This window comes from Brevundimonas sp. EU05-FHT14B07, assembly GCF_058790795.1.
The window spans coordinates 586897-607690 of sequence record NZ_JBYTCZ010000001.1 but is presented as its reverse complement, the minus strand read 5'-3'; the positions used below and the strand labels follow the sequence as shown (position 1 = coordinate 607690).

At 67.7% G+C, this 20794-nt stretch carries 21 protein-coding genes and 1 pseudogene; 8 read left to right on the top strand and 14 right to left on the bottom strand.

From position 1 onward, the window contains the following. Positions 1–24 precede the first annotated feature (24 nt). Together AC3WRC_RS02980 and AC3WRC_RS02975 are read left to right on the top strand one after the other, a co-directional pair. Positions 25–672: a tetratricopeptide repeat protein gene (locus tag AC3WRC_RS02980; RefSeq protein ID WP_492302847.1), complete on the top strand. Its 648-nt coding sequence runs from the start codon at positions 25–27 to the stop codon at positions 670–672. Between the two features lie 11 nt (positions 673–683). Then, complete coding sequence (locus tag AC3WRC_RS02975; RefSeq protein ID WP_492302846.1) at positions 684–1313, top strand: methyltransferase family protein; 630 nt, start codon at positions 684–686, stop codon at positions 1311–1313. A gap of 115 nt (positions 1314–1428) precedes the next feature. Here AC3WRC_RS02975 and guaA read toward each other — a convergent pair whose 3' ends face one another. The 5 genes and pseudogenes from guaA to guaB form a co-directional block, all read right to left on the bottom strand. Beyond that, entirely contained in the window at positions 1429–2991 is a 1563-nt protein-coding gene (gene guaA / locus AC3WRC_RS02970) for a glutamine-hydrolyzing GMP synthase (RefSeq protein WP_492302845.1), read from the bottom strand. 157 nt (positions 2992–3148) lie between these two features. Beyond that, positions 3149–3658, bottom strand: a pseudogene (locus tag AC3WRC_RS02965) (5'-methylthioadenosine/S-adenosylhomocysteine nucleosidase); the annotation flags it as partial. Between the two features lie 38 nt (positions 3659–3696). Next, on the bottom strand, positions 3697–4998 hold the full coding sequence (locus tag AC3WRC_RS02960; protein ID WP_492302844.1) for an RsmB/NOP family class I SAM-dependent RNA methyltransferase: 1302 nt from the start codon (positions 4996–4998) through the stop codon (positions 3697–3699). Positions 4999–5007: 9 nt separating this feature from the next. Beyond that, positions 5008–5403, bottom strand: coding sequence for an MAPEG family protein (locus AC3WRC_RS02955; protein ID WP_066626054.1), 396 nt, complete (start codon positions 5401–5403; stop codon positions 5008–5010). A 6-nt stretch (positions 5404–5409) separates the two neighbouring features. Beyond that, positions 5410–6867 (bottom strand): IMP dehydrogenase, encoded by a 1458-nt coding sequence (gene guaB / locus AC3WRC_RS02950; protein ID WP_271041476.1) that lies wholly within the window; start codon positions 6865–6867, stop codon positions 5410–5412. 127 nt (positions 6868–6994) lie between these two features. On the opposite strand from guaB, the gene AC3WRC_RS02945 reads away from it, so the two are divergent. Next, on the top strand, positions 6995–7540 hold the full coding sequence (locus tag AC3WRC_RS02945) for a DUF2061 domain-containing protein (protein ID WP_492302843.1): 546 nt from the start codon (positions 6995–6997) through the stop codon (positions 7538–7540). Positions 7541–7544: 4 nt separating this feature from the next. Here the strand turns inward: AC3WRC_RS02945 and AC3WRC_RS02940 are convergent, their stop codons facing one another. Continuing rightward, complete coding sequence (locus AC3WRC_RS02940; RefSeq protein ID WP_066626066.1) at positions 7545–8255, bottom strand: RlmE family RNA methyltransferase; 711 nt, start codon at positions 8253–8255, stop codon at positions 7545–7547. A 72-nt stretch (positions 8256–8327) separates the two neighbouring features. Between AC3WRC_RS02940 and AC3WRC_RS02935 the strand changes: the two genes are divergently transcribed. The 3 genes from AC3WRC_RS02935 (at position 8328) to AC3WRC_RS02925 (ending at position 11001) form a co-directional block, all read left to right on the top strand. Continuing rightward, positions 8328–8789 (top strand): peptidylprolyl isomerase, encoded by a 462-nt coding sequence (locus tag AC3WRC_RS02935; RefSeq protein WP_017504078.1) that lies wholly within the window; start codon positions 8328–8330, stop codon positions 8787–8789. 69 nt (positions 8790–8858) lie between these two features. After that, complete coding sequence (locus AC3WRC_RS02930; RefSeq protein WP_492302842.1) at positions 8859–9956, top strand: glycosyltransferase family 4 protein; 1098 nt, start codon at positions 8859–8861, stop codon at positions 9954–9956. After that, a complete protein-coding gene (locus AC3WRC_RS02925; protein WP_492302841.1) occupies positions 9949–11001 on the top strand; it encodes a glycosyltransferase family 4 protein in 1053 nt (350 codons plus the stop codon). The genes AC3WRC_RS02930 and AC3WRC_RS02925 overlap by 8 nt, the downstream gene beginning before the upstream one ends. Here the strand turns inward: AC3WRC_RS02925 and AC3WRC_RS02920 are convergent. From AC3WRC_RS02920 to AC3WRC_RS02890, 7 genes are all read right to left on the bottom strand, one after another. After that, positions 10947–12179, bottom strand: coding sequence for a glycosyltransferase (locus tag AC3WRC_RS02920; RefSeq protein WP_492302840.1), 1233 nt, complete (start codon positions 12177–12179; stop codon positions 10947–10949). The genes AC3WRC_RS02925 and AC3WRC_RS02920 overlap by 55 nt on opposite strands. Then, positions 12155–13333, bottom strand: coding sequence for an O-antigen ligase family protein (locus tag AC3WRC_RS02915; protein ID WP_492302839.1), 1179 nt, complete (start codon positions 13331–13333; stop codon positions 12155–12157). Before AC3WRC_RS02915 ends, AC3WRC_RS02920 begins: the two co-directional genes overlap by 25 nt. A 35-nt stretch (positions 13334–13368) precedes the next feature. Continuing rightward, complete coding sequence (locus AC3WRC_RS02910; protein WP_055753227.1) at positions 13369–14283, bottom strand: glycosyltransferase; 915 nt, start codon at positions 14281–14283, stop codon at positions 13369–13371. Then, positions 14280–15428 carry a UDP-galactopyranose mutase gene (gene glf / locus AC3WRC_RS02905; RefSeq protein ID WP_492302838.1) on the bottom strand — a complete coding sequence of 383 codons (1149 nt, stop codon included), beginning with the start codon at positions 15426–15428 and terminating at the stop codon, positions 14280–14282. The genes AC3WRC_RS02910 and glf overlap by 4 nt, the downstream gene beginning before the upstream one ends. Beyond that, positions 15412–16659 carry an oligosaccharide flippase family protein gene (locus AC3WRC_RS02900; RefSeq protein WP_492302837.1) on the bottom strand — a complete coding sequence of 416 codons (1248 nt, stop codon included), beginning with the start codon at positions 16657–16659 and terminating at the stop codon, positions 15412–15414. Before AC3WRC_RS02900 ends, glf begins: the two co-directional genes overlap by 17 nt. A 104-nt stretch (positions 16660–16763) precedes the next feature. After that, entirely contained in the window at positions 16764–17177 is a 414-nt protein-coding gene (locus AC3WRC_RS02895) for a DUF2177 family protein (protein WP_039245498.1), read from the bottom strand. Between the two features lie 11 nt (positions 17178–17188). Beyond that, positions 17189–18214 (bottom strand): SAM-dependent methyltransferase, encoded by a 1026-nt coding sequence (locus AC3WRC_RS02890; RefSeq protein ID WP_492302836.1) that lies wholly within the window; start codon positions 18212–18214, stop codon positions 17189–17191. 334 nt (positions 18215–18548) lie between these two features. Here AC3WRC_RS02890 and AC3WRC_RS02885 point away from each other — a divergent pair, with 334 nt between their 5' ends. Further along, positions 18549–19274 (top strand): CoA transferase subunit A, encoded by a 726-nt coding sequence (locus tag AC3WRC_RS02885; protein WP_137722023.1) that lies wholly within the window; start codon positions 18549–18551, stop codon positions 19272–19274. Positions 19275–19276: 2 nt separating this feature from the next. Then, complete coding sequence (locus AC3WRC_RS02880; RefSeq protein WP_045810180.1) at positions 19277–19933, top strand: 3-oxoacid CoA-transferase subunit B; 657 nt, start codon at positions 19277–19279, stop codon at positions 19931–19933. A gap of 20 nt (positions 19934–19953) precedes the next feature. Here the strand turns inward: AC3WRC_RS02880 and AC3WRC_RS02875 are convergent, their stop codons facing one another. Further along, on the bottom strand, positions 19954–20733 hold the full coding sequence (locus tag AC3WRC_RS02875; protein WP_492302835.1) for a hypothetical protein: 780 nt from the start codon (positions 20731–20733) through the stop codon (positions 19954–19956). Between the last annotated feature and the right edge of the window lie 61 nt (positions 20734–20794).

The following is a 20794-nucleotide window of genomic DNA, read 5'->3' as shown; positions in this document are numbered from 1 at the left end:
ACCACAGAAAAGGAGAGACACGCCATGAAAACCGCCCTGTTCGCCCTGGCCCTGATGACCGCCCCCCTGACGGTCGCCTCCGTCGCCCATGCCGACGCCTGCGACGACCGCGCGCGCGGTCTCCAGCAGTCGTGGGACCATGTGAACTTCGACGTTCCGCAAGGCGTTCGAATGGCGGAAATGGCGCGGCTGAACACCCAGGCCGACGCCGTCGTGGCCCAGTGCCCCAACCGCGCCGAACCGTTGGTCTGGGACGCCATCATCACCGCTTCGGAAGCGGGATTGAAGGGCGGCATCGGCGCGCTGGGCCTCGTGCGTGAGGCGCGCACCGAACTGGAACAGGCCGAGCGGATCAACCCGCGCGCGCTGAACGGCTCGGTCTATGTCAGCCTCGGTTCGCTCTACGCCCAGGTGCCGGGCGCCCCGATCGGTTTCGGCAACCGTCAGCGCGCCCGCGACTACCTCCAGCGCGGTTTGGCTATGGCGCCCAACGACGTTGACGCCAACTTCTTCATGGGTGATCTGCTGGTGCGTGAACACGATTGGAACGGCGCTGCCCGCTACCTGCAAAAGGCCATCGACGCCCCCGCCCGTCCCGGTCGCGCCGTCGCCGACCGCGGTCGCAAGGCCGAGGCCCGCGCCCTGCTCGTCCGCGCCCAGCAGCACCACTGAATAGACCCGCCATGAGCCCTGTTCCCCCCGCCCTGTCGCTCGATGTCGTTCAGCGGCGTCGCAAATGGTTCGCTGGTCTTGTTCTGCTGGCCCTCATCGTCCTGACCGCCAGCGTCCGCTCGGTCGCCGCCCTCGACGGCGAATGGCATGAGGGCGTCGAAGGCCTAGGCCTGGCCGCGATCATCGTCGCCATCGTCGGCCGCGCCTGGTGCTCGCTCTATATCGGCGGACGCAAGAAGGCCGAGATCGTCGATCGTGGCCCCTATTCCATCACGCGCAACCCGCTGTATGTCTTCAGCTTCATCGGCGCCTTCGGCGTCGGAGCCCAGACCGGCAGCGTGACCATCGGCGCGATCTTCGCCGTGGCGACGTTCCTGGTCTTCCTGCGCACGGTCGGTCGCGAAGAGGCCTGGCTGGCTGAACATTTCGGCGCGCCCTATGCCGCCTATTGCGCTCGCACGCCGCGCTTCTTGCCCAATCCCGCCCGCTGGCGCGACGCCGACGAACTGATCGTCCGTCCCGCCTTCTTCGTCCGCACCCTACGCGACGGCCTGGTCTTCCTCGCCGCCATCCCCGTCATGGAAGGCATCGAGCACCTGCAATCGTCGGGGTTGATCGGTTTTCCGATCAGCCTATTCTGACGTCGGCCCGATCAACAAATCGGGTGAGCGCTGTCGCAGTTGACTAGTGAAAACTCAAAACCGATCAATCGGACAGCCTCGCGTAGGCGGCCCAGGCGGCAGTCTCCAAAAATGCTTATTCCCACTCGATCGTCCCCGGCGGCTTGGACGTGACGTCGTAGACGACGCGGTTGACGCCGCGGACTTCGTTGATGATGCGGGTGGCGGTCTTGGACAGCACGTCCCAAGGGAATTGGTAGAAGTCGGCGGTCATGCCGTCGGTGGAGGAGACGGCGCGCAGGGCCAGGACCTTTTCATAAGTGCGGGCGTCGCCCATGACGCCGACGGTCTTGACGGGCAGCAGGACGGCGAAGGCCTGCCAGATCTTGTCGTAGAGGCCGGCCTTGCGGATCTCGTCGAGATAGATAGCGTCCGCCTGTTGCAGGGTTTCGACGGCCTCCGGCGTGATCTCGCCCGGTATGCGGATGGCCAGGCCCGGTCCGGGGAACGGATGGCGACCGACGAAGGCGTCGCTGAGCCCCAGTTCGCGGCCTAGCGCACGCACCTCGTCCTTGAACAGTTCGCGCAGAGGCTCGACCAGTTTGAGTTTCATATAGTCCGGCAGGCCGCCGACGTTATGGTGGCTCTTGATGACATGGGCCTTGCCGCTGGACGAGGAGACGCTCTCGATCACGTCCGGATAGAGGGTGCCCTGGGCCAGGAATTCGGCGCCCTCGATCTTGGCGGATTCGCGATCGAACACCTCGATGAACAGCCGGCCGATGGTCTTGCGCTTGGTCTCGGGGTCGGAAATCCCGGCCAGTTCGCCGAGGAATTCCTTTGATGCATCAACATGCACCAGCGGGATGTTGTAGTGTTCCCGGAACAGGGTCGTGACCTGGGTCGCCTCGTCCTTTCTCAACAGGCCGGTGTCGACAAAGACGCAGGTCAGTTGATCCCCGATGGCCTCATGGATCAGGACGGCGGCGACCGAGGAGTCCACCCCGCCCGACAGGCCGCAGATCACCTTGGCGTCGCCGACCTGTTCGCGGATTTGAGCGATCTTCTCGTCGCGATAGGCGGCCATGGTCCAGTCGCCCTTCAAGCCCGCGATCCCGTGGGTGAAGTTCTTCAGCATCTGATGGCCGCGCGGTGTGTGCATCACCTCGGGGTGGAACTGCACACCGTAGAAGCGACGGGCCTCGTCGGCGATCACCGCATAGGGTGACCCCTCGGACGAGGCGACCACGTCGAAGCCTTGCGGAATGGCGACGATCTTGTCGCCATGGCTCATCCAGACCTCTTCGTTCTCGCCGACGGGGGCCAGGTCGGCCAGCAGGGGCGAGGTCTTCTGAACCGTGATCTCGGCGCGGCCGAACTCGCGGGTATGGCCGCCCTCGACCTTGCCGCCCAGTTGCTCGCACATCGTCATCTCGCCGTAACAGATGCCCAGCACCGGCACGCCGGCCTCGAACACGCCCTGCGGCGCGCGGGGACTGCCCTCTTCATGCACGCTCTCGGGACCGCCCGACAGGATGATGGCCGCCGGGTTCATGGCCGTCAGAGCCGCTTCCGCCTTCTGGAACGGATGGATCTCGCAATAGACGCTGGCCTCGCGCAGGCGCCGCGCGATCAGTTGCGTCACCTGGCTGCCGAAGTCGACGATGAGGACCTTTTGGTGGTCTTGCGGCGTGGTCATGGCGTGAGCGAATCCGGGGCAGGAAGATGGGCGGGGTCTTGGCGGGGTGGGGCCGATATTCAAGGGCGGGAAGCTCAAGAGCGGCGGGGCCGTCGACCTCCAGCACGGCGATCAGCCGATCCAGGGCAACGGCCAGGTTCTCGTCCACATGATGCAGGGTTGAGGTCCAGTCCTCCAACGCCTTCAACTCGGCGCGGCCGTCCGACACGCCGCGCAGGGCGATCAGGGGCACGCCGAAGGTCTGAGCGGCGCGGACCAGGGCCCAAGTCTCCATGTCCACCATCTCGGCGTCGATGGCGTCATAGGCGGCGCCGGAGACGACGTTCGCCCCCGTCGACAGGGTCGCCGTCGGCACGCCGGGGGTCGGGCACGGCAAAGACAGGACGGCGGGCTGGTCCAGCAAGGGGGTCACGCCCTTCGGAAAACCGAGCGGGCTGGCGTCCATGTCGCGATAGGCGACCGACGAGGCCTGATAGACGGCCGCATGTTCCAGCACCCGCGATCCGCACGAGCCCAGCGATACGATCAGATCCGGCAGACCGCCCGCCGCCTCCAGCCGCGCCAGGACGGCGCTCAGGCTGACGGCGGCCTCGACCGGACCAACGCCGGTCATCAGCGGCGCGATCCGGGCCTGAAGGTGCAGGCCGAATTCAGCAGGCGCGGCCATGACGTAGAGCAGCGAAACTCCGCCATGCCGCGCCAGCTTCATGCCGCGCGCTCGTAGACGGCGGCGAAGAAGCCGTCAGTGTCGGCCGAGGCTGGCGACAGGCGCAGGCGCGCCCCGGACGCCAGCTCGGCGAACTTCGCCTGAGCCGCCTGGCTCAGTTGCGGCGCCGACAGGACATCGGCGACGGCGACCGGGCGGAAATCGGGATTGGCGGCCTCGAAGGCGTCCACGCTGGCCTCGTTTTCGCGCGCCAGCATCGAACAGGTGACATAGACCAGACGGCCGCCCGGCTTCACCAGCTTGGTCGCCTGGCTCAAAATACGCACCTGCAGGCCGTGCAGCTTTTCGACCTCTTCGGCGGTCAGACGCCAGGCGTCCTCGGGACGGCGACGCCAGGTGCCGGACCCCGAACAGGGCGCATCGACGAAGACCAGATCGGCCTGCCCGTTCAGGTCTTCCAGGCCGCCGCCGTTCTGACCGATCAGGACCAGCTCCGCCTCGACGCCTGCGCGCTGCAGGCGAGGACGGATGTTTTCCAGCCGCTTGTTGACGACGTCCGAGGCGACCAGCTTGCCCTGCCCTTTCATCGCCTGGGCCAGACCCAGCGTCTTGCCGCCGCCGCCGGCGCAGTAGTCCACCACCGTCATGCCGGGTGCGGCGCCCGCCAGCCAGCAGACGACCTGACTGCCTTCGTCCTGGATTTCGAACCGACCGGCCTTGAAGCCGTCCAGCGCCTGGATGTTGGGCGGCGGTTCCGACGGCACGCGCAGGCCGACGGCCGACCAGGGCGTGCGCGACACGTCCAGCCCTGCGGCCTTCAGTTCGGCTTCGACCTCATCGACCGTGGCGCCCGCATCATTGACGCGCAGGTCGATCGGCGCGCGCGGCGCCATCAGGGCGTGGGCTTCCTCGGCCCAGCGGTCGCCGAAGGTGGCCTTGAAATCCTCGACCACGAACTCGGGCAGGCCGGCGGCGACCCAGCCCGGCAGTTCGCCCTGCCCGGCCGTGATGCGGCTGCGCTCCTGTTTGGATAGCGGGCGCGGACCATAGCCGTCGCCCGAATGCAGGGCCTCGATCTCTTCTAGCGAAAGGCCATCGATGGCGTGCAGCGAACCGATGACCAGGGCCCGACCGTCTTCACGCCCGCCCATGATCCACGACAGGCGTCCGCGCGCGCGCAGCACCTTATAGACCCGGTCGGCGATGGCGCGACGGTCCTTGGACCCAGCGTAGCGGTTGGCCGTGCCCCAGGCCTTCATGACGGCCTCGGCGGGTTGGCGGCCCTGGGCGATGGAGTCCAGGACGGAGGCGGCGGCGGCGAGGCGAGCGGCTGGGGTCAATTCAGGCTTTCAAACGAAGAACAGGGACGCCAGGACCATGACCAGTCCCGCAAGCGAGACCACCCAGACCAGCGACCGGATATAGGGAACGCCGAAGGCGTAGAGCGGCACATAGACCACCCGCGCCCAGAAATAGAGCGCCGCGCCCCAAACCGTCAGAGCGCTGGACGCGCCGATGACATGGGCGATCAGCACCGCGCCGATGAACAGGGGCAGGGTCTCGTACAGATTGGCCTGGGCGCGTTCGAGACGGCCGGTCAGCGGCTTCTTCGCCTCCGGCGTCTCGTCGCGCGGGCCCGCATTCCATTTCGAGCCGAACTCGGCCGTCCGCGCCCCGGCGGGCAGGAAGATCTGAACCAGGGCCAGGATCAGCGTCAGGGCCAGATAGGTGAGTTCGGTCGTCATGGTCGCCTACCCCTGCCGATAGTTGGGCGCTTCACGCGTGATCATCACGTCGTGGACGTGGCTTTCACGCAGACCCGCGCCGGTGATGCGCACGAAACGGGCGCGTTCCTGGAACTCCGGAATCGTGCCGGCGCCGACATAGCCCATGGAGGCGCGAAGACCGCCGACCATCTGGTGCAGGACCGGGCTGATCGGCCCCTTGTAGGGCGTCTGACCCTCGATGCCCTCGGGCACCAGCTTCTCGGACGAGACTTCCTTCTGGAAATACCGATCTGCCGAGCCGCGCGCCATCGCGCCGACCGAACCCATGCCGCGATACGACTTGTAGCTGCGGCCCTGATACAGGAAGACCTCGCCAGGGCTTTCGTCGGTGCCGGCGAACATCGAGCCCATCATGGCCACGTTGGCGCCGGCCGCGATGGCCTTGGCCAGGTCGCCCGAGTATTTGATGCCCCCGTCCGCGATGACCGAGGCGCCCGTGCCCCTGGCCGCGCGCGCGGCGTCCATCACCGCCGTCAGCTGCGGCACGCCCACGCCGGCGACAATGCGCGTGGTGCAGATGGAGCCGGGACCGATGCCCACCTTCACCGCATCCGCGCCTGCGTCGATCAGGGCCCGCGTCGCATCATAGGTCGCGACATTGCCGGCGATGATCTGCAGCCGGTTGTTCTCGCGCTTGATCCGCTCGACCACCTGGGCGACCGAGGCCGAGTGACCGTGGGCGGTGTCGATCACGACCACGTCGCAACCCGCTTCGGCCAGAGCCATCGCCCGCTCGTAGCCGGCGTCGCCGACCGTCGAAGCCGCCCCGACCAGCAGACGCCCCTGGTCGTCCTTGGCCGCGTGGGGGAAGGCCTGGGCCTTCTCGATGTCCTTCATGGTGATCAGGCCGACGGCCCGATAATCCTCGTCCACCACGATGACGCGTTCGATCTTGCGGGTCTTCAGCAGCTCGCGCGCCTCGTCGCGGCTGGCGCCTTCGCGGACCGTGATCAGGTCGCCCGTGGTCATCAGCGAGGCGGCGGTGACGTTGAGGTCGCTCTCGAAGCGCATGTCGCGGTGGGTCAGCATGCCGACCAGCTTGCCCGTCGCCGGATCCACGACGGGGAAGCCGGTGATCTTCTTGCGCGCAACGATCTCGCGCACTTCGCCCAGCGTCGTCTGCGGGCCGACCGTCACAGGATTGACCACCATCCCGCTCTCATAGCGTTTGACGGCGCGGACCTCGTCAGCCTGCTCCTCGATGGTCATGTTGCGGTGCAGAACGCCCAGACCGCCGGACTGGGCCATGGCGATGGCCAGACGGCTTTCCGTCACCGTGTCCATGGCGGACGACAGCAGTGGGATGTTCAGTTTGATGTCGCGCGTCAGCTGGGTCGAGACATCGACCATCGCCGGCATGAACTCGGATGCGCCGGGTTCCAGCAAAACATCGTCGAAGGTCAGTCCTTCGCGTATCTCCATAGGGAGTCTCCGTTTTGCGGGCCGCGTATAACGGGATGCGGGGGTCGGGGGCAAGGCCGATTGCGGTTATAGGCCCGATAGATTTTATTGCTTTGCAACCCGCAGGGCCGCTCACCATTCTCTCCGCATGGTCGCCGTCATCCTCAGCACCGCGCGCAAACTGGCTCTGAAGATCGCCAGCTATGGCGTCATGCACCTGATCGTCGCCATCCTGGTCGCCTTCGCCATCACCCGCGACTGGCGCATCGCCCTGGCCGTCGGCATGGTCGAGCCGATCTTTCAGACCATCGCCTACACCGTCCACGACCGCGTCTGGCACAAGGTCGAGCGGCGTCGCATGGCCTCCAATATCGAGGAGGCGACAGAGGCCTTCACCGCCCGCCTCGACATCATGTCGCCCGAGGAACAGCGCCGCTCGCACGACGCCCATCACGGCCACAGCCACACCCTGCCCCGGTCGTTCAAACAGATCGCGCTGAAGACCGTCACCTATGGCGTCATGCATTTCGCCGTGGCGGTCGCCGTGGCCTACGCCCTGACCAACGACATCCGCACGGCGCTGACCATCGGCATGGTCGAGCCTCTGGTGCAAACGCTCTTCTTCGCCCTGCACGACCGCATCTGGTCCCGCCTGGAAGATCGCAGAGCCCGCGCGGGCACAGCCGCCGCCTGACGCGTCAGCGCTTGTTCAGCGCAACCAGAAACACCTCGGCGCTGTCCTTACGGCTCGACGCCGGCTTGACGTATTTCACCGTCTCGAACTCCTCGCGCAGCCGCGCTAGAACGCCGCCGGCGTCCCCGCCCTGGAAGTTCTTGGAGACAAAGTTGCCACCCGGCCTCAGGGTACGGATGGCGAAATCGGCGGCGATCTCGATCAGGGCGATGATCTTTAAATGGTCCGTCTGGCGATGCCCGACCGTGTTGTGCGCCATGTCCGACAGCACCAGGTCCGGCGCCCCGCCGATGGCGTCGATCAACTGCTGGTCCACGCCCGGATGGGTGAAGTCGGCCTGAAGCAGGGTCGCGCCCGGGATCGGCGCGATCATCAGCAAATCCACGCCCGCCACCGCGCCCGCACCCCGGTTCAACGCCACCTGAACCCAGCCGCCCGGCGCCGCGCCCAGATCGACGACCTTTGACCCGCGCTTGATCAGCCGGAACTTGTCGTCGATCTCGATCAGCTTGAACGCCGCGCGCGAGCGCCAGCCTTCGGCCCGCGCTTTTTCGGACCATTTGTCCGACAGCTGGCGTTTGATCCATTGCTGGCTCGACATCGACTTGGTGTCGGCCGTCTTCATCTTGGTGCCCATGCCGCGTCCGGCGGCGGTCCCGCCGGTGGGCGGTTTCACCATCCGGCGGCGCTCTTGGGGCTTTTCGTCTTCGCTCATCGTCCCCACATAGCCCCGACCGGCGTTGCGGGCTATGTCCCGCCTCAAATCAACCCAAAGAGGACGACCGACATGGCCGACACCCTGACCTTCACCCTGGACACCGGCGACGGCGAAGCCCGCGACGTGGTCATCAAGCTGCGCCCCGACCTGGCCCCCGGCCACGTCGAACGCATCACCGAGTTGGCCAAGGAAGGCTTCTACGACGGCGTGGTCTTCCACCGCGTGATCCCGGGCTTCATGGCTCAGGGCGGCGACCCTACCGGCACCGGCACCTCGGGCTCCAAGAAGCCGAACCTGAAGGCCGAGTTCTCGGCCGAGCCGCACGTGCGCGGCGTCTGCTCGATGGCCCGCACCTCGGACCCCAACAGCGCCAACTCGCAGTTCTTCATCGTCTTCGACGACGCCACCTTCCTGGATCGCCAGTACACCGTCTGGGGTCAGGTCGAATCGGGCATGGAACACGTCGATGCCCTGCCCAAGGGCGAGCCGCCGCGCAGCCCCGGCAAGATCGTCAAGGCGACAGTCAACTAAGCACGCAATCTTGACGTTTCTCGATGATGGCTTTCAGTTGCAACGCTGAGCCATCGTCGGGGGACGACATTGCGCATTCTTCTGGTCATCGAGCCGTCCGGCGGCGGCTCGGGGCGTCATGTGGTCGATCTGGCCCGCGCCCTGATCGGAAGCGGCCATCAGGTGTCCCTCATCTGGTCGCCACGCCGCGCCGAGCCCTGGTTCGAGGCCGCGGTCGCCGCCCTTCCCCTCCACGCCAATGAACGCTTGCCGATGAGGCGCAGCGTCGGACCGTGGGACGTCGCCGCCCTTCACGCCCTGAACCACCTGATCGCCCGCCTCGGCCCGTTCGAGGTCGTTCACGGCCACAGCGCCAAGGCTGGCGCCCTGGTCCGGCTGGCCCACGCGCCCGGCGCCGCCAAGATCTACACCCCTCACGCCCTGCCGATGATGGGCCCGGCCAGCCTGACGACGATCATCGCCGGCGCGGCCGAGGCGCTGTTGGCCCTGTGCGGCGACGCCATCATCGCCGTCTCTGAGGAAGAAGCTGCCGTCGCCCGTCGCTGGCGGCTCGGCGGAAACCGCTTGCACATCGTTCCCAACGGCCTGGCCGCGCCGCCCGCCAACGATCGTCTCGCCGCCCGCCAAGCCCTCGGCGTTCCCAACGACGCTCTGGTCATCGGCTTCGTCGGCCGGTTCTGCACCCAGAAAGACCCCGTTCGATTCGCCCACGCCGTCCGCGAAGCGAACGCGATCGATCCGCGCATCATCGGCGTCATGATCGGTGACGGGGATCTGGCCTCGGCGGTCAGGACCGCCGGCGGCGACACCTTACGTCTGCTGGGCGCACGCGACGCTGCGCCGTTGATGCCGGGCTTTGATCTTTTTGCTCTTACCAGCCGTTACGAGGCCGATTCCTACGCCATGATCGAGGCGGCCGCCCTGGGCCTGCCGATCGTCTGCACCAACGTCGGCGGGATCGGGCGTCTGATCCAGGCCGGCGCGCGCATCGACCGCCTGCCCGTCGACGCCTCGCCCGATCATCTGGCCGAGGCGATGCGCACCGCGCTGGCCAGCCGCGTCGTTCCCCTGCCAATTGCGCCGGGCCTGCTGTCCGCCTCACGCATGGCCGAACAGACCGTCCAAATCTACCGCGACGCCTTCGCTCGCCGACGCCTGGGTGGCTGAGCCCATCTTCATCAACGGCCGCTTCCTGACCCAGCCGATGAGCGGGGTTCAGCGCTATGCGCGTCAGATCGTCCGCGCCCTTGACCAGCGCCCCGGCGCGGCCGAGCGTTACGTCCTACTGACGCCCCCCGGCGCCGAGAACCTGAACCTGCTCAACATCCCGACCCGCAAGATAGAGCGCGCGGGCGGCCATCTTTGGGAACAGACCGCCCTGGCCTGGACCGCGCGCCATGGCCGGCTGCTTTCGTTAGGGGGTTCGGGTCCGGTGCTGCACCGGCGGCACATCGTCGTCATCCACGACGCCGCCGTCTTTCGTCATCCTGAGCATTTCCGAACAGGCTACGCCGCCTTCCACCGCGCCCTGAACAGAATCCTGGCGCGCCGGGCGCGGTTGGCGACCGTCTCCGAGTTCTCCCGGCGCGAGTTGGCCTCGGTCCTGAACCTGTCGCCCAACAGCATCGCCGTCGCCCCGAATAGCGCCGACCATCTTCGCAACATCACGCCCGACCCCGCCGTCATCGAAAGCCTAGTCCTGACGCCCCGTCCCTACTTCGTGGCCTTGGGTAATCTGACGCCGAACAAGAATCTCGCCGTCGCCATCCACGCCCTGTCCCATCTTGCAGACCCCGCCGTTCGGCTGGTCCTCATCGGCGACCGACCCGCTGTCTTCGACCGTTCCACCTTTCCGGCCGACCCGCGTCTGATCTTCGCCGGCCGTCGCTCGGATGCCGAGATCACCGCCCTGCTCGGCGGCGCGCGCGCCCTGGTCTTTCCCAGTCTCTACGAAGGCTTCGGCATCCCGCCGCTTGAGGCGATGACCCTCGGCTGTCCGGTCATCGCCTCCGACATCCCCGCCACGCGCGAGGTCTGCGCCGACGCCGCCCTCTATTTCGACCCTGCCGACGACGCAGCCCTGGCCGCCCATATGGCTGAGATGCTCAGCCGACCGGGTGTCGCTCGCCGCGACGCCGGCCTTCGCCGCGCCGATCATTATGCTTGGTCACGCTCGGCCGAAGTCATCGAAGCCCTTCTGCTCAGCACCTGACGATAGACGGCCCTGTGCGCCTCGACGATCGACGCCTCGGTCCAGGCCGGCGCTCCAACTGCCGCGAAACGCCAGCATCCCGGCTGGTCCACAGCCGCCTGCATCGCCGCCGTCAGCGCGCCTGCATCCCCCGGTTCAATCAAAGCTGACATGCCCGCCCCCTGCGCCGCCTCCGGCAAGCCGCCGATGCGCGAGGCGATCACGCCCCGTCCCTGCTGAACCGCCTCCACGACGCTGCGTCCGAACGACTCGGCCCACACCGCCGGCGCAACCAGCACATCCACCTTGAGCCAGAACGCCTCCGCCTTCACCTGCCCCAGCCAGACGATGCGCGGGTCATCGTAAGCTCGCCTCAACGCCTGCACGTAATCCGCCTCGCCCCGACCGCCGATCATCAGCCTCCAGTCGCCAGCCAACCCTCTCGTCGCCGCCAGCAGAACCTCGATCCCCTTTTCCGGCTCGACCCGCCCCAGAAACCCGAATCGCATCGTCGGCGCCTCGGCCAACGATGGTCTTGGCGCGATCGCCGCCGCGCCCGCTGCATTGCCGATCACCGACCCTGGCGTCCGCCGAAAATAGCCCGCCGCCCGATGCGTCTCCAGCACAGGCCCGCTCAGCCCGATGATATGGTCCACCCCTTGCGACCGCGCCCGCTTACCCGCCGTCACCAACACGCACGACCTACACCGCCGCTCGCAACGCCGTCCGCGTCGAAACAGCGACGCCCGCGCGCACAGCATCGACCAGTCCCTCAGCGTCTGCACCAGCGGCAGATCCCACCGCGCCGCCGCGCGATAGACCGACAGCGAAAACCCCGTCGTCAAATGCAGATGGATCAGATCCGGCCGCACCCGCGCGACCGCCCGATCCACCGCCTGATCCATCAGCGGATTGGCCGCCTCCAGCCCATGCCAGACCGCCCGCCGAATCGCCGATCGCCCCGCGCCCTCATAGGGCCAGTACAGGTTTCGCAACGGCAGACGCTGCACGGGCACGCCGTCGATCCGTTCGTTCACCGCCTCGCGCCCCGGCGTCAGCGTCAGCACGGACGCCTCGACGCCCGCCCGTCTCAGCCCTTGGGCCAACTGCGCCACGCTGCGTTCCGCCCCGCCGACCTGCGCCGGCGGATACAGGGTGTTGACGATCAGCACCCTCACGGCGCCAGCGGCCTTCGCCAAGCCAAGGCGCCGACCAGACAGCACAGGAAGACCATCCCCGCCCCCTGCGTCAGGTCCTCTCCGAACATCGCCGCCAGCACATAGACCGACAGCGGCGTCAGCGTGTCCAGCCGCGCCGCCGACGCCAGATGCAGCCCCAGCAGCACCAGCGCGCTCGCCACGCCCGCCGTCCGCGCCGTGAACAGATAGCCGTTGTGGCTGACCGACAGCGCCCGAAACGCCCCCATCTCGTCTGCCGACGACCAGCCAGCCCCCATCGGCCGCTCCACGACCAGATCGACCGTCCGCCGCCAGGTCAGCGTCCTTCCGGCCAGATTGTCCTGCAGCGCCATCCTGTCGAACCGTCCAGCAAACCGGCCGTCATCGAGGTCGAACCGCCCCGCTTGCAAAGCCGCTGCGCCCGCCGCCAGCACACAGACCGTCAGCACCACGCCCAACGGCCGCACCCGTTCACGCCCACGCCAACCGACGACCATCCTCGCCAGCATCGCCGCCATCATGCCGCCCCGCGACAGGGTGCTGACGAACCCCAGCGCCGCCACGGCGACGCCGCCCCACGTCGTCGCGCCTCGCGCCCAGCGCCGTCCCGCCAGCATCACGCCTGCCGGGACCGCCAGCCCGATCATCACCATCGCCGCATTCGGATGCTCAGCCAGGGTCGTCAGGCGCACCTGTGCGGCCGTCGTGGTCAGCATCGCGCGCGGCGACGCGAGCCCCAAGGCCTGCAAAGGCTCCAATCCCACCAGCGTCACCAGCCCGTAGGTCGCCAGGTGACACGCCGCGCCCGCCAGCACGGCCCAAAGGAAAAGCCCCCGCCGTCGCTCGTCCCTCAGGATCAGGCTCGCCGCCGCCGGCGCCGCCAGCGCCGAGGCGATCCACCGAAACCAGAAGGCCGCATCCCCGACGTTCAGGCGATCGCCGCCCTGCGCGACCTGCACCAGCAGCGTCATCGCCAAGAACGTCGCCGCGACCACGCCCGCCGCCCTCAGAACCGGCGCCATGCCTCGCCACGTCACACCCACGAGCGGCACAGCAACCGCCAGCGCCAGATCGCCTAACCGGGGCCCGCTGACCTGTCCGGGCGTCAGAAAGAGCGGCAAGGTCACGCCCAGGCCCAGCAGACCCACAGCCACCCGCTCATAGGCCGCGCGCACCTGCGACCACCGCAGCGTTCCGCGCCGCGATGCGCTCAGGACGGCCTGCAATGCTCGACCTCGGGATCGAACCGCGCCCCGTCCACCACGCCGGCGACCAACACCCCGGCCTTTCGCCAGCGTCCGCCCAGCGCCAGCCGACCCGCCAGCCTCAGCCGCGACGCGGCATAGCGCAGCGCCGAGCGCCTTCCCTCGTGCCGCCGCTTGGCCAGGATGACGTTGCGCGTCAGATAGCGATGCAGCCGCTCGCGCCGCGCATCCGGCTCGGTCTCGATGGTCAGCCGTCCCGGCGCCGCGCGCACATGCTCGACGCGGCTGGCCGCGACCAGATAGCCCGGCCCCTCGCGCGACAGCCGCAGCGTATATTCCGTGTCGTCGCCCCATATGAACATGGGCGCCAGCGGCAGGCCGTGCCGCATCACCGCCGCCCGACTGACCAGAACCGAGACGAAGGTCGCCTGCCGCACCGGCGCCATCCCCTGCTCCAGGCGCTCGCCCCAGGCCGGATAGCCCAACACATTCTCGCGTCGGTCGATCTCGGGCGTATTGGTCAGATGCCCCTCAGGCGATCGCACGCTGGAACACAGGAAGGCCGGAACGACGCCCTCATCCGCCAGCCCCGCTTCCGCCGCCAGCAAGGCCTCCAGCGCATCCGGCGCCGCCAGCACGTCGTCGTCCATCAGCCAGACCCGGTCGGCGCCTGCCTCGATCGCCGCGCGGATGCCGGCGTTGAAGCCGCCCGCGCCGCCGGTGTTGACCGGCATCCGCACCACCATCGCCTGACCCGCCCAGGCGTCGGCCAGCATCTCGGCGGTGCCGTCGTCGCTGGCGTTGTCGACCACTACCAAGCCGTCGCAAAGCCGCGTCTGGGCGATCAGGTGCGCCAGACATTGCTCCAGCAGAGCCCGCCGGTTCCACGTCACCACCACCGCCCAAACCGAAGAGCTCATGCCGCCATCCGGGCGATGGCCGGCGCCAGCGATTTCTCGACCAGGCTGAGCGCCCGCCCGACCGCCTGGTCCATGTTGTAGTACTGAAAATCGGCCAGCCGTCCGGCGAACCAGACCTTGCCCGACAGCGTCGCCGCCATCTCGCGATATCGCCCGGCCAACGCTCGCGACGCCTCCGTCAGGATTGGATAATAGGGGTCGTTCACGCCCGCCTCATGAGCCATCGGATATTCAGTCACCGTCGCCGTCGTCGGCCCGCGCTCGCCGGTCAGGTGGCGGAAATCGGTGATGCGCGTGAAGTCGAAGTCGTTGGGATAGTTGACTGTCCCGACCGGCAGGCCGTCCTCGACATCCACGACCTGATGGTCGAACCGCACGCTGCGATAGGGCAAGGCCCCGACCGACCGGCCGAAATAGTCGTCCAGCGCGCCGCAATAGACCATCTGGTCCCACGACTCCGCCCCCACCTGATCCATCGGCGTGTTCAGCGACACTGTGATGTTCGGATGATCCAGCATCCGCTGGAACAGCGCCCCATAGCCGTCGCGCGGCATGGCCTGATGGCGGTCGACGAAATAGCGGTCGTCCCGGCTGACCGCGATCGGCACCCGCGCCGTGACCGAGGCATCCAGCGCCTCGACCGGCAGCCCCCATTGTTTGGCGGTGTATCCGGCGAACACCTTGTCGAAGACATATTCGCCCAGCCGCCTCAGATCCGGATCGTCGCCCGCCTGTCGCAGGTCATGGATGCTGGGCCGCGCCCCGAAACCAAACCGCTGGACCAGGGCGTGCGTCATCCGCTGGGCCGTTGCTGCGGGAAACAGCGTTCCGATCGAATCCAGATTGAACGGCAGCGGCACCTGTCGCCCGTCCACCCGCCCCTGGACACGATGGGCGTATGGCCTCCATCCCGTGAACTGGCTCAGATAGTCGAAGATACGCGCACTGTTGGTGTGAAACACGTGCGGGCCGTAAGGATGGATCAGCCGCCCGCCCGCATCGCGCCGGTCGTGCGCATTGCCGCCGACATGGTCGCGCTGATCGATCACCAGCACGCTCTGATCCAGCCCGCGCGCCAGCCGTTCGGCGACCACCGCGCCGGTGAAACCGGCGCCGACGATCAGCCAGTCATATCGCCGGGACATCACGCCCCCTGCCGGTCTGGAACAGCGCGCCCCAGTGCGCCCTCAGGCCGATCAGACACGCCACGACCACCGCCGCCTCGCCGATGATCCGCGCGCCCGCCATGCCGGCCGCGCCAAGGCCGGGCGCCAGCACCACCGCCGGCCCCAGGGTTGCGACACACCCCAGCGCCACGATCAGCGCGAACCGTCCATCCATCCGCAGCGGGTTCATCAGATGCAGCCCCAGCACCTGGCTGACGGCCACCAGCGGCAGCACCCAGGCCAGAAGTCGCAACACGTCGACGGCGCCCGCTAACCCCGCCCCGAACAACAGTCTGATCAGCAGCGGCGCCGTCAGCGTCAGTCCCGCCGCCAGCAGCACGAACGCTCCCGTCGATGCCGCCAGCGTCCACCGCGCCGTGCGAAACGCCGCTGCCTGATCCTGTCCCAGCAGTCCGGCGATCCGGGGCGCAATCAGACCGGCCAGCGGCCGCATCAGCGACCCGGACGCCGCGACCAGCCGGTCCGCCGCCCCGTAAAGCGCCGCCTGCGCCGGCCCGGCCAGCGCCGCGACAGCCAGAACGCCCGCCCCCGTATAGGCGACGATCACCGCCCGACTGGCGAACAGCGGCCCGCCCTGGATCAGGAGCCTCACAAAGCCCCGCTCCGGCGCCTGAACCCTCTGCCGTCGCAACAACAGGATGCCGGTCGCGACCAAGCCGGCCCAGACGCCGCCCGCCTGGACGGCCATCACGCCGCCGACGCTCAGGCCGGGCATCGCCAGAACGACCCCCGTCGCGGCCAGGGCGAAGCCAACCTCCAGCATCGCTGCCAAACCGGGATCGCGAATGCCCTGAAAGAACCACAGCAGGCTGGCCCCCTGCCCGATCCCCAGAACGACCGCCATCGCCACGACGACGCTCGCCCCTTCCAGAACCGGATTCAAGGCCGCCAGACCTACGCCGACCGCAGCGGCGGGCAGGATCAGCACGCCGCGCATCGCCAGGGCCTGACCGACCAGGACGCCGCGCCCTTCGACGGATCCGGCGATGTCGCGCGGCCCCGAGAGCGACTGCCCGTAATCCACGACCACCGACACCACCAAGGCCAGGGCGATGGCCGAGGCGAACATCCCGAACCCTTCCAGCCCCAGGCGTCGCGTCAGAACCGGATAGAGCAGCAGCGGCGAGACATAGCGGGCGACATGCGCGCCATAGACCCAGCCCGCATCGGCCGCGCCGCGCGCCGACATCAATCGGTGCCTGCCATCCCCCAACTGTCGCCCCCGCGATCAACCCTGGCGCGAGCTTTAGACACGCGCGGCTGCAATCGCAAGCGCGGGCTCTGCCGGGCTGCTTAGCCGAAACGGCCCTCGGCCCAGCGCGCGGCGAAATAGCCGCCGGTCGCCGACAGCATCGTCAGGGTCGTGCCCCAGATCAGGTCGATGATCGTCAGCTTGGTCTGCCAGACCGCCAGGGTCGCCTGATTGGTCAGGTCGTAGGTGGCGTAGGCGACGAAGCCCAGCACCGCCCCGTTGATCGCCGCCCGCGTCCAGTTCCCTTCCTTCAGGGCCGGCGCGATCGCCAGGAACACGGTCCCGGCGATGGAGATCAGATAGAAGGCCACCGCCGCCTTCATGTCCGGCTTGTCGGCCATGATCGGCCCGATGACGGGCTTGTACAGCCGGTTGGTCATGGTGGTCAGCCAGACGAAATCGATGGCTGCAAAGGTCAGGCCGGCCCCGAGATAGGCCGCGACATATTTGATCATCCTCGTCTCCCTTAAGCAGGCTTCAGTCTATAGTGGCTGACCGCCCAGGTGCGGCCCTCGTCGTTTCCGAACAGACCGGCCGTCGCCAGATAGAACCGCCGCCAGCGACGGGTCCAAAGTTTGGCGTCGTCGCCATAGGTCTCCCGCATCAACACCGCGATCCGCGGGGCGTTCCGGTCCATGTTCGCCAGCCAATCGTTGGCGGTCTTCGCATAGTGACCGCCGTTCCAGGTCCATTCCTGCTCGACCGCGAACAGGTCCGGAAACTGCCGGATCAGTCCGTGGCTGGGCATGACCCCGCCGGTGAAGAAATGCTGGGCGATGAAGTCGCCGCTGTCGGTATGGTCGAACCGATAGGGCGCGTCGCGGTGCGTGAAGACGTGGATGAACATCCGCCCGTCGTCCTTTAGCCAGCCCCGCGCCTTGGTCAGCAGGGCGCGCCAATTGGCCATATGCTCGAACATCTCGACCGAGACGATGCGGTCGAAGCGCTGCTCGGTGTCGAAGGCGTTCATGTCCTGGGTGATGACCGTCAGATTGGTCAGGCCCCGCGCTCCCGCCTGGGCTTCGATATGGCCGCGCTGGCCGTGGCTGTTCGACACCGCCGTGATTTTCGAAGTGGGGTATTTCTCGGCCATCCACAGCGACAGCGAGCCCCAGCCGCAGCCCATCTCCAGAATCGTCTGACCGTCCTTCAGATCGGCATGGGCGCAGGTCTCGGCCAGCGCCGCCTCCTCCGCCTGATCCAGCGTCTCGCGGCCCGTGGGATAGAGGCAGCAGGAGTATTTCAGCCGCTTGCCCAGGCACAACTGAAAGAACTCTGGCGGCAGTTCGTAATGCTGCTGGTTCGCCGCATCCGTATGTTCGGCGATGGCGCGCTGGGCCATTTCGCGCGCAAAGGCCGCCTCGTCATGCGGCCCGTCGCGATCCAGACGCTTCCGGGCCTCCGTCACCAGGCTGTCGATCGCCGGACGCGTCACGAAGTCCGGGAATGGCGCGTCCTGAAGCTGGCGAATGGCGACATTGGTCAGGTTCATCGGCGTCCTCGATCGTCGGATCTTGCTGCAGGCTTGACGGCAATACGACGCCTCGGCCCCTACGGATCCCTCCGCCCTCTTGAACGCAACCCCAAGGATGCCGACATCCGCCTCCCGCGACGACCGATTCCGTAGAAAGTGCACCAATTGCACTCTCTTTTTCGAACCCGGCTCGCCGTCATTTCAGATGAATTAGACGAATCAGACTCTGTTTTTCGCCTTCACTGTCTGAAATCGCCGCGTCGGATCGACGCCGCGTCTTGCCCCCCGCCCGCCCCCGCGTTAGGCGTGGTCAAAAGCCGATATTCATCAGGCAGTGAAAAAAGGGAGAGCGATGGGAAAGATCTACGCTGACGTTACGTCCGCGCTGGAGGGGCTGACCTTCGACGGCATGACGGTCATGTCCGGCGGCTTCGGCCTGTGCGGCATCCCCGAGAACCTGATCGCCGCCCTGCGCGACAGCGGCGTCAAGGGCCTGACGGTCATCTCCAACAACGCCGGCGTCGACGGCTTCGGCCTGGGCCAACTGCTGGGCACCCGCCAGATCGCCAAGATGATCAGTTCCTACGTCGGTGAGAACAAGGAGTTCGAGCGCCAGTATCTCGCCGGCGAGCTGGAGCTTGAGTTCAACCCGCAAGGGACGCTGGCCGAGCGCATCCGCGCCGGCGGCGCGGGCATCCCCGCCTTCTTCACCGCCACCGGCGTCGGCACCCTGGTCGCCGAGGGCAAGGAGGTCCGCAACTTCAACGGCCGCGACTACGTCATGGAGACCGGCCTGGTCGCCGACCTGTCCATCGTCAAGGCGTGGAAGGCCGACGAGCGCGGCAACCTGGTGTTCCGCAAGACCGCCCGCAACTTCAACCCGATGATGGCCACGGCCGGCAAGGTCACGGTCGTCGAGGTCGAGGAGATCGTCCCCGTCGGCGCGCTCGATCCCGACCACATCCACACGCCGGGCGTCTATGTCGACCGCCTGGTCCAGACGGTGTCCGAAAAGCGAATCGAACAGCGCACCGTCCGTCAACGTGCCGCCGGCGCCGCCGCCGGATCGGAGGTCTGATCATGCCCCGCACCCGCGAACAACTCGCCGAACGCGCCGCCCAGGAACTGCAGGACGGCTTCTATGTGAACCTGGGCATCGGCATCCCGACCCTGGTCGCCAACTACATCCCCGCCGGCATGACCGTGACCCTTCAGTCCGAAAACGGCATGCTGGGCATGGGGCCCTTCCCCTATGAGGGCGACGAGGACCCCGACCTGATCAACGCCGGCAAGCAGACGATCACCGAGATCCCGGAGTCGTCCTACTTCAGCAGCGCCGACAGCTTCGCCATGATCCGCGGCGGCCATATCAACCTGTCGATCCTGGGTGCGATGGAAGTGGCCCAGAACGGCGACATCGCCAACTGGATGATCCCCGGCAAGCTGGTGAAGGGCATGGGCGGCGCCATGGACCTGGTCGCGGGCGTCAAGCGCGTGGTCGTGGTCATGGAGCACGCCAACAAGCACGGCCAGTCCAAGGTGCTGAAGGCCTGCACCCTGCCGCTGACCGGCACCGGCGTCGTCAGCCGCATCATCACCGACCTGGCCACCTTCGACGTCAAGCCGGACGGCGCGGGCCTCGAGCTGATCGAACTGGCCGACGGCGTCACCCTCGACGAAGTCGCCGCCAAGACCGAGGCGGCCTACACCGTCGCACCGGGCTTGCAGGCCGCCTGATAAACCTGCGCCGCTCTGATCTACCGGGGCGGCGCGGGCTCCAGCCGGCGATAGGCCGCGCCCACGAAGGCCATCGTCAACGGAGCCTGTAAGCCCGTCAGCACGACGACGAAGACGATCCAGCCCGCCGTCCCCGACAGCGGCCCCGCGCCCCACAGCAACACCAGCGCGATCTTCGGCGCGGCCGTAACGACAAGCCCGACCAGCAGGGGCCAGAAGCCGCCGCGCGCGATGCTCATGCTCTGCAACGACACCATCTGCCCGCGCCCGATCGTCGCCGGCGCGAACAGACACAGGCGCACGGCGAAGGCGATGACGGCGAACAGGGCGAAGGCCGTGACGACCGCCAGCAGGATCAGCTTCCACGCCGGCCCCACCGCGCTCCACTGGCGCATCTCGATGGCCTGTGCGTTCAACTCGGCCATGCCGAACACCGCCAACAGGACCAGGGCCACGACCGACAGGATCATGGCGAGAAAGATTACGCACAGCAGGCCCGCGCCCAGCAGCCGCCCCTCCGGTCGTCCGAACTGCAACCCAACCGGCCCCAGGCCCAGGCGTCGCGCCTCGACCAGATCGTCCGTGATCGCAATCCGCGCTAGAGCGCCCGCCAGCACCAGGGTCGAGGCCAGGGCGCACGCCGCCCAGATCAGGCCCGCTGCGCCCGCCGCCAGTGGCTTGAGGCTCCAGACCACGGCCGCCAGCACGATCGCGCCGCAAGCCCCGCGCCACAGGCGAGGCAAGGCGCGAACCGCCGCCGACAGCGTCTCGCCCAGTCGCAAAATCCGATGCTCGCTCAATCTACGCCCCCGATGACCGGCGGCGGATATAGCAGGGGGCCATGACACCGCGCCACCCGCC

Excerpts from the sequence above, each read along its gene's own strand:
- AC3WRC_RS02980 (WP_492302847.1), top strand. The coding sequence starts at position 25 with ATGAAAACCGCCCTGTTCGCCCTGGCCCTGATGACCGCCCCCCTGACG.
- AC3WRC_RS02975 (WP_492302846.1), top strand. The coding sequence starts at position 684 with ATGAGCCCTGTTCCCCCCGCCCTGTCGCTCGATGTCGTTCAGCGGCGT.
- guaA (WP_492302845.1), bottom strand. The coding sequence starts at position 2,991 with ATGACCACGCCGCAAGACCACCAAAAGGTCCTCATCGTCGACTTCGGC.
- AC3WRC_RS02955 (WP_066626054.1), bottom strand. The coding sequence starts at position 5,403 with ATGACGACCGAACTCACCTATCTGGCCCTGACGCTGATCCTGGCCCTG.
- guaB (WP_271041476.1), bottom strand. The coding sequence starts at position 6,867 with ATGGAGATACGCGAAGGACTGACCTTCGACGATGTTTTGCTGGAACCC.
- AC3WRC_RS02945 (WP_492302843.1), top strand. The coding sequence starts at position 6,995 with ATGGTCGCCGTCATCCTCAGCACCGCGCGCAAACTGGCTCTGAAGATC.
- AC3WRC_RS02940 (WP_066626066.1), bottom strand. The coding sequence starts at position 8,255 with ATGAGCGAAGACGAAAAGCCCCAAGAGCGCCGCCGGATGGTGAAACCG.
- AC3WRC_RS02935 (WP_017504078.1), top strand. The coding sequence starts at position 8,328 with ATGGCCGACACCCTGACCTTCACCCTGGACACCGGCGACGGCGAAGCC.
- AC3WRC_RS02910 (WP_055753227.1), bottom strand. The coding sequence starts at position 14,283 with ATGAGCTCTTCGGTTTGGGCGGTGGTGGTGACGTGGAACCGGCGGGCT.
- glf (WP_492302838.1), bottom strand. The coding sequence starts at position 15,428 with ATGTCCCGGCGATATGACTGGCTGATCGTCGGCGCCGGTTTCACCGGC.
- AC3WRC_RS02900 (WP_492302837.1), bottom strand. The coding sequence starts at position 16,659 with ATGTCGGCGCGCGGCGCGGCCGATGCGGGCTGGGTCTATGGCGCGCAT.
- AC3WRC_RS02895 (WP_039245498.1), bottom strand. The coding sequence starts at position 17,177 with ATGATCAAATATGTCGCGGCCTATCTCGGGGCCGGCCTGACCTTTGCA.
- AC3WRC_RS02890 (WP_492302836.1), bottom strand. The coding sequence starts at position 18,214 with ATGAACCTGACCAATGTCGCCATTCGCCAGCTTCAGGACGCGCCATTC.
- AC3WRC_RS02885 (WP_137722023.1), top strand. The coding sequence starts at position 18,549 with ATGGGAAAGATCTACGCTGACGTTACGTCCGCGCTGGAGGGGCTGACC.
- AC3WRC_RS02880 (WP_045810180.1), top strand. The coding sequence starts at position 19,277 with ATGCCCCGCACCCGCGAACAACTCGCCGAACGCGCCGCCCAGGAACTG.